Source organism: Erythrobacter sp. CCH5-A1 (assembly GCF_001557115.1).
Lineage (GTDB): Bacteria > Pseudomonadota > Alphaproteobacteria > Sphingomonadales > Sphingomonadaceae > Erythrobacter.
The window spans coordinates 24,803-32,204 of record NZ_LSKQ01000218.1 but is presented as its reverse complement, the minus strand read 5'-3'; the positions used below and the strand labels follow the sequence as shown (position 1 = coordinate 32,204).

At 60.6% G+C, this 7,402-nt stretch carries 6 protein-coding genes; 5 read left to right on the top strand and 1 reads right to left on the bottom strand.

Annotated elements, in window-relative coordinates; all coding sequences use genetic code 11:
• Both AX708_RS21155 and AX708_RS13155 read left to right on the top strand, forming a co-directional pair.
• Positions 1-312: hypothetical protein (locus tag AX708_RS21155; protein ID WP_233999659.1), on the top strand; the 312-nt coding region annotated here is incomplete at its 5' end.
• A 180-nt stretch (positions 313-492) separates the two neighbouring features.
• Positions 493-744 carry a hypothetical protein gene (locus AX708_RS13155; RefSeq protein WP_231727470.1) on the top strand — a complete coding sequence of 84 codons (252 nt, stop codon included), beginning with the start codon at positions 493-495 and terminating at the stop codon, positions 742-744.
• A gap of 48 nt (positions 745-792) precedes the next feature.
• Here the strand turns inward: AX708_RS13155 and AX708_RS13150 are convergent, their stop codons facing one another.
• Positions 793-1,125 (bottom strand): hypothetical protein, encoded by a 333-nt coding sequence (locus tag AX708_RS13150; protein WP_067490225.1) that lies wholly within the window; start codon positions 1,123-1,125, stop codon positions 793-795.
• Positions 1,126-1,596: 471 nt separating this feature from the next.
• On the opposite strand from AX708_RS13150, the gene AX708_RS13145 reads away from it, so the two are divergent.
• The 3 genes from AX708_RS13145 to mobF all read left to right on the top strand — a co-directional run bounded on the left by AX708_RS13145 (position 1,597) and on the right by mobF (position 7,399).
• Positions 1,597-1,890, top strand: a complete 294-nt coding sequence (locus AX708_RS13145; RefSeq protein ID WP_058818294.1) for a ribbon-helix-helix domain-containing protein — start codon at positions 1,597-1,599, stop codon at positions 1,888-1,890.
• Positions 1,883-4,279, top strand: coding sequence for a type IV secretion system DNA-binding domain-containing protein (locus AX708_RS13140; RefSeq protein ID WP_067490222.1), 2,397 nt, complete (start codon positions 1,883-1,885; stop codon positions 4,277-4,279). Before AX708_RS13145 ends, AX708_RS13140 begins: the two co-directional genes overlap by 8 nt.
• Positions 4,280-4,372: 93 nt before the next feature.
• Positions 4,373-7,399 carry a MobF family relaxase gene (mobF, locus tag AX708_RS13135; protein WP_067490219.1) on the top strand — a complete coding sequence of 1,009 codons (3,027 nt, stop codon included), beginning with the start codon at positions 4,373-4,375 and terminating at the stop codon, positions 7,397-7,399.
• Positions 7,400-7,402: the final 3 nt, after the last annotated feature.

The window sequence follows — 7,402 nt, the reverse complement described above, 5'->3', positions numbered from 1 at the left end:
GTCTCCTCTGAAAGCAGTTACCACGGCCGAGCACAAAATTTTAAACAGTCTCGAGCTAATGACTATCCGGACAGCAGTTCACGAGCAGCCACGAACCGGCTGAACTCGTCGCCATATTCAACGCTCGATCTGCAACCAGCCTCCTGCAGGATCGAGGTGGAAAAGGGTGCCCGGCACGTTGCCGCGGCGCCCTTTTTTCATGCCGCCTGGATCACGCTGATCCCGAACAGCCACGCTCCAGGGCATAGCTTTCGCGAAGTCGCTGGGAACGCATACCTCCTGCCGCAGGCACGTCCACCACCATCGCCATGAGCACCCCGCCAGCATACTGGTCAACCACTAATTTCCCGACCGAGAAGCCGTGCTGCGCCGGCTTCCGCACCATCGAAAAATTAGCGGTCAAGCCTCCGCTTCGCTCCGGTGACCAGCACACTGACGGGGCGCTGTTTCATGGCATGGCGGACGAGCCGCCAAGCGCCAGGAGGCAAGGTCATGTGCTACACAACGGAAAGCTACGAAGACGACGTTTCGGTGCTTCGTCAGATCAACCCCAACATCATCGCCCTTGATGAAAAAACGCTGGAAGCTGAGCGGCGCTCCTACCACACATTCTTCGACGTCCACGTCGTTGAGACCGCGGACGGGTACATCCTCATTGAGGAGGGAGACTATGGCGAGCTGCCGATGCATCTGATCGACCAGATCGTCTACACCGCCACCGGCAAGATGGCCGATGAATTCTGACGAGACAGGGCGGTGGTCATCGCCGCCCAACTCGACAAAAACCAGACCTCACCCGCCAAGCTTCTCAAGGGCAGAAATCGCCACCTTTGGCTTCACCTTGACGGCCAGTTCCAGAAGGGCAATCGCAGTATCCTGACCGACCTTCTTGATCAGCCGATTTAGCTCTCGTTCTGCTTCCTCGCGCTCAAGCTCTGCAAGCTTCTGCCTGCGCTCTTCCAGGTCCTTTTCCGCTGCTGCCAGCGCGGACCGTTCGCGTTCAAGTTTCGACACCATTGCGCATTCCTCCAAGCCTTGAAAGACCATGCGAAGATGCACCAATCGCAGGGTCTGTTCGAGGCATTTTTTTGCTTGCTGCTCTCGCGCCACTTCTTTGCCGAGCATGGCCTGCTTAAGCCATCGCCATCGCCATCGCCATCGCCATCGCCATGGCCAAACCCAAAGCCACTGTCGTCCCACAGCGCCGGCTATAGGCGGACATAACGCCTGCGCTGAGTTCGCGAGTCAGGCTCGCTCGCGCAATCCCGCTGGAGAACCACCTGCGCGAGTGATCCCCCTACAACAATGGACCTGGCACAGGGCACAAGTTCCTGATTTTTTGCGCGCACACCGTACACCGCTGCGCGGTAGGCTGATGCAGCGATATTCGTCATACTTCACAATTGGTTAGCTGGAGTCTTGCTCACAATTCGGGCGGTGCAGTCGGCTGCAGGATGTTCAAGGCTTCAATAAAGCATCGAAAAACCAATACCATAGCGCTGCACCGGGCTGCATCGCCGACGCTCTTGGCAAGTGCGATGCAGCGCTATATACTGATACCTGCGATAGACGAACCACGCCTGAAAAGGTGTGGTAGTGGAAAAGAAACAGTTCCAGAGCGTCGGTGTAACGCTCAGCCCAAGGATGATCGACGTCGTCGATCAACTTGCGGCAAGCCGCGGTGTATCGCGGTCTGAAGCCATCAGAATTGCCCTTGAAGTGGGCATTCCTCTCCTGAAGGCGGGACTGTCGCTCAACGCCGAGCGGGCTGTCACGATCCTCGAGCATACCCAGCTTGCGCTCTCGCTCATCGTTCAGGAGCAATATCCGGCTGATGCCGAACACCTGATCGCTCAGGCGCTCTCCAACGTGCGAGAGCATCATGGCTGAAGACATCCGGTTCAGCAAAAAAGCTGCCACTCTCACCCACGCTTCCGCGCGCGGAAAAGTGAAGCGGAACGCAGGCAATTTCACGCGCGGGTCGCAGCTGTTCCACCACGAAATCCTGATGACCTGGGCGGGCATCAGAATGCCCCTCTACGTCTGGGTCGGGACCGCCGTTGTACTGCTGTGCATCCTCGTCAGTCTGACCTTCAAAAACCACGAGGTGCAGCTCGTGTTGATGAAGCTCTACGCCGAGGCCTGGGGATGGGTGCAGCTCAATCCGAACAAGCCTGTAAACCTGACCCTTCCGTCGGGTCAAATGGTGCAAGGCACTATGTCGATGCTGCCCTATCATCCTGCCGTGGAAAGGGCTTGGGCCAAGGCCGTGCAGGTCAGCATTTCCGCGGGTCTTGGTGCAGCCTTTATCTGCGTACCTTTGACCGTCTGGTTCGTCGACTTTTCGAAACGGCGCGGCACTGATATTCTGACCGAGCGCCATGAGCGCGGTGCCGTGCTTGTGACACACAGTGAACTGGCCCAAGCCATCACCAGCCATAACTGGAAAGCGCATGTCAGCGAGTGCCGCAAGCGCACGCCGGCAGTGGACCCCGACAAGATCCTCGCAGAGCCTTTGAAGGACCGTGTCCGCGCGGGTCTGCATGCGCCTTACCGTCTGGCGGGCGTGCCGGTTCCATGGCGCCTTGAGCAAAGCCATGCGATGTTCATCGGTACGACCGGGGCCGGCAAGACGACCGAGCTGAAGAAGATCGTCACGCAGGCGCGCGAACGCGGGCATCGCTGCGTCATTTTCGATCTGACCGGCACCTTCGTCGAAAGCTTCTATGATGCCGAAACGGACATCATCCTCAATCCGATGGACCGCCGCTGCGTGCCATGGTCGATTTTCAACGACTGCGACAATTACGCCGAATTCATGAGCGCTGCGACGGCGCTTGTTCCGAGTGGCCACAGCGCGGAAGATGACTTTTGGCAGAAATCGGCGCGCACCCTGTTCGTCGAAATGTGCGTCAAGATGATCAAGATGGGCGTGCGCTCAAATGGCGCGCTTTCCTACTTCCTGATGCAGTCGGATCTGAAGACGATCCATGCTCAACTTGAAGGCACGATTGCGGGGCCGATGATGTCGCCCGCCGCTGCCAAAATGGCAGAGTCGATCCGGACCACCTTCATCGCCAATGCGAATGTTTTCCGCTTCCTGCCCGAACCTCCTCCGGGGGAAACCGGCTTCTCGATCAAGAACTGGATGACGACCGAGGTCAAGGAAGGATCGATCCTTTTCATTACCTCCACCCACCCGGACCTGGTTCTCAATCGCCCGCTCTTGACCCTCTGGATGGATCTGGCCGTCAATGCGCTGTTCCATATGGGACGGAGCCGAGATCTGCGCACCTGGTTTCTCATCGACGAGGTTCATGCGCTGCATCGTCTCCCGGCGATCGACCATGGCCTTCAGACCGCGCGCGCGTTTGGCGGCGCCTTCGTGCTTGGCATGCATTCCTTCGACAAGCTTGAAGAAACCTATGGCGAGAACGGGGCCACCAATCTGGCCTCGCTGGCGGGCACCAAGCTGATCCTCAAGACGGCCGATCCCGAGACGTCCCGGCGATGCTCCGAGTTCATCGGTAACCGCCAGGTCCGGATCATGGATGAAGCCTATTCCTACGGCTATAATGACAACCGCGACGCCTCAACGATCACGCCTCGTACCAACGTCGAAGAACTCGTCATGCCGGTCGACATCAGCGACCTGCCCAGCATGCACGGGTTCGTGAAATTCCCGGACGGCTTCCCCGCTGCCCGGATCAGGCTGACGTGGAAAGATTACGAACCCCGCGCAAAAGGCTTTGAGCGTGTCACCGACATGCGCGCCGCCGAATACACACCACCGTCCGGGGATGGCGCGGAATTGGGGGGTGGGGATAGGGAAGGCGCACAACCTGACATCGCGCCTAAGGAGCCGAAAGATCGCGAAGAGGTAGCGCTGAGTGAGGCTGAGCGGGCGGCGCAGCAGCTGAGGGAGGCGATCGAAGGGCCATTGAACCCTGAGCGCGAGCTGACCGAGGAGGAGGTAACACGCAAGATTGAGGATGAAGAGGAGCGGGCAGACTTCGAGCGAAAGCCAGCGCAAGGGGAGCTGTATGGCTATAACCGCCCTGGCAAGAAGGACCAGCGCGAGCGGCAGAACCTGGCCATGCGCGACAGCGAAGAGCGCGGCGCGCAGGCTAAGATCGAAGGGCCAAAGGGGCGAGCGCAGAATAGCAGGGCAGACGCCCAGGAGAGCGAGCTTTCCAAAGAGAACATGCGCGGCATCGGAAACGAAAGGCAGAGCCGTCAGGACCCTTCCATTGACGATGATCAGGAGCTTGGGCGATGATCGCGGCAGGACAGACCTGCCATGTGTGCCCCCTATTCTGCGCGCAATGTGCCGGGCCGATGCTCCGGCGCGAACAGGCAAGGATAGCCTGAGATGCTGTCGGTCGCATCAGTCGCGTCAGCCGGCGGCGCGGCAAACTACTTCGCCAAGGACGACTACTATGTCGGCGATGGCCCTGCGGAGCTCAGCGAATGGGGTGGGAAGGGCGCCGAAGCGCTCGGGCTTGCTGGTCCTGTTGCCAAGGACGACTTCGAAAAAGTCCTTGATGGCAAACTGCCCGATGACACCGTCGTAAATGGCAACGCAAACCGCCGCTCGGGGATAGACCTCACATTCTCCATGCCGAAGTCGGCCAGCCTGCTGGCGCAGTTGGGCGGCGACAAGCGGATCCTCGATGCGCAGCTGTCCGCCGTCAAGGCGACGATGGCCTATCTCGAGAAGCACTATGCGCAGGCCCGCGATCGATCACGCAATGCCAACGGCGAGGGCGTGGTCACAGGCAAGCTCCTCTATGCCTTGTTCCAACACGACACGAGCCGGGCGCTCGACCCGCAGAACCATACCCATGCTGTCATCGCCGCGATGACGCAGGACAAGGATGGCAACTGGAAGGCGCTGTGGAACGGTGAGATCTGGAAGAACAACACAGTCCTTGGCTCCATCTACAACGCCGCGCTGCGGACGAACCTCGAGAAGCTTGGCTACGAAACCCAGATCACGGGCAAGCACGGCCAGTTCGAGATCAAGGGCGTGGCGCGCGATGTGATCGAAGCCTTCAGCCAGCGTCGCCTGACCATTCTGGCGACGGCCGAGAAACTCGGGAAGAGCGCAAACGACACAGAAGCCTTGCGTGAAATCACCAAGCGCACCCGCGATCCCAAGCTGAATCCGGACGACAAGCTGGCGCTCCGGCAAGAATGGGCCAAGCGCGCTGCCGGGCTGGGGTTCGATGCCAAGGTGCTGGTCGAACAGGCGCGTGAACGCGGCTCCGAGGGGCGCGAGAGCCCATTGGGATCGCCTCAGCGGGTGCAGGAGACGCTGAGCGCGCTCCGCGACAGCGTGAAGCTCTACACTCGGCCAGCGGACACACTGACAACCAATGGCCTGCAACGGATCACCCTGACGCCCACGCAGCTGCGCACTGAGATGGCAACCGCTTCTGCGATCAGGGTCATCGGCGAACGCGAAACCTCTTGGACCCGAGGCGACCTGGTCAAGACCGCGCTCGACCTCGGCGTAAAGGGCGTGACCGCTGACGGGGTGGAAGCACGGATCGGCGTCTTGGTGGCCGACGGGAGGGTGCTAGAGGGCAAGAGCGACAGGCTCGATGGCCGGCCCGAGAAATACACCACACCTGAACATGTCGAGATCGAGCGGGCAACGCTCGCTAATGTCGCCGCGGGAAAGGATGCAGGCCAGGCCATTATCGAAGCCGCCGAGGCGCCCGGGCGCTTGCGGCAAGTTGCGGGCACTCATGACCTCAACGCCGAGCAGATTGCCGCCGGAACACTGGCGCTCGCCAGCAAGGACCGCACGGTCGTGATCCAGGGTGTTGCAGGTGCCGGAAAGACGACGATCATCTCGGCGATTGCAAGCGTGGCGCATCAGGAGGGAAGGGAGGTGATCGGCCTCGCCTTTGCCAACAAGATGGTCAGCGATCTTCGGACCGGGACGGAGATCCGCGGGCCAGACGGAGAGGTCGTCAGGCAGGAAATCGACGCAAGAACCGTCTCATCCTTTGTGAATGAGCATCTGCGGCCCGCGCTTGCGGGTTCGGGTCCGAAGTTCGAGGCATCGCGCGAAGCGTTGCGCGGCAAAGTCCTGGTGTTGGACGAGGCGTCGCTGGTTGCGAACAAGCCGATGAATGACCTGCTCACGATTGCCAACCGGCTTGGTGTTGAAAAGCTGGTCATGATTGGAGACCGCGCCCAGTTACAGCCGATCGAGGCGGGCAAGAGCTTTTCGCTGATCCAGTCCGACAACCCCGCAATGGCTCGCATAGACACAAGTCTGCGGCAGCGCACCGAGCACATGAAAGAAGCGGCGGGCCTGGTGCGCGCTGGCATGTTCAGGGAAAGCTTTGCCTCGCTTGGCGCGCGCGTCGTGGAAGCAGGCGCAGACCACCTCAAGGTCACCGCGCAGAAGTGGCTCGAGCTTTCGCCCGACGATCGCGAGCGAACCGCGATTTACTCGTCAGGACGAGCGGCGCGCGGCGAACTCAACCGGATGGTCCAGCAGGGCCTGAAGGCAGAAGGGGCGATCCAGGGGGAAGGGCTGAGGCTGAACACGCTCCTCCCGGCCCATGCGACGCGCGAGGAGCTGCGCTACGCCTCGACCTACAGCAATGGCCAGCTGCTCGAAGTGACGCGCCAGAACGCACCCGGAGGGCTTGTTCGGGGCCGATACGATGTCGAAGGCATCGACGCGAAGGGCCGGGTCATGCTGCGCGATGAAAGCGGCAAGCTGATCAAATTCGATCCGGCGGCGATCGATCCTTCGGACAAGCGTGATGCCTTGAGGCTCTCCGAAAAGCACAAGGAGACAATCTATGAAGGCGACAAGATCCGCTGGACCGAAAAGGATGATGCCAGGGGGCTGATGAAGTCAGAGGAGGCGAGGATCCTCGGGATCAGGGATGGGATCGTCACGCTCGAGAACAAGGCAGGCGAGACCGTAGAACTCAAGCAGAATGACCGCATGCTCGAGCGCATGGGGCTGGCCTATGCGATCAACATGCATCAGGCGCAGGGCGACACCCGCGACATGGCGATCGGTGAGATGCACTCATCAGCCCGGCACTTGTCGAACCAGCGTCTGGCGCTCGTCATGATGACCCGGGTGCGTGACGACATCACAATCGTCACCAACGACCGCGATCGGCTTTTGGCGCAGATCGCCCGCAACCCGGGCGACAAGACCAGCGCGCTCGAAACCCTCGGCGAAAAGCAGGTCGAGGCGAAGCCTGGTGGGCGCGAGGCTGGCGAGTTTCGGCCCACCATTCCCGATTATTTGAGGGCGCCTGAGGACAGGCAAGCTTCTGCCTCGCGGATCGATCCGGCGAGCCTCCGGGCAACGCCGCAATTGGACGTGCCCGAACGCAACATCGAACGCAGCCGATAGGAG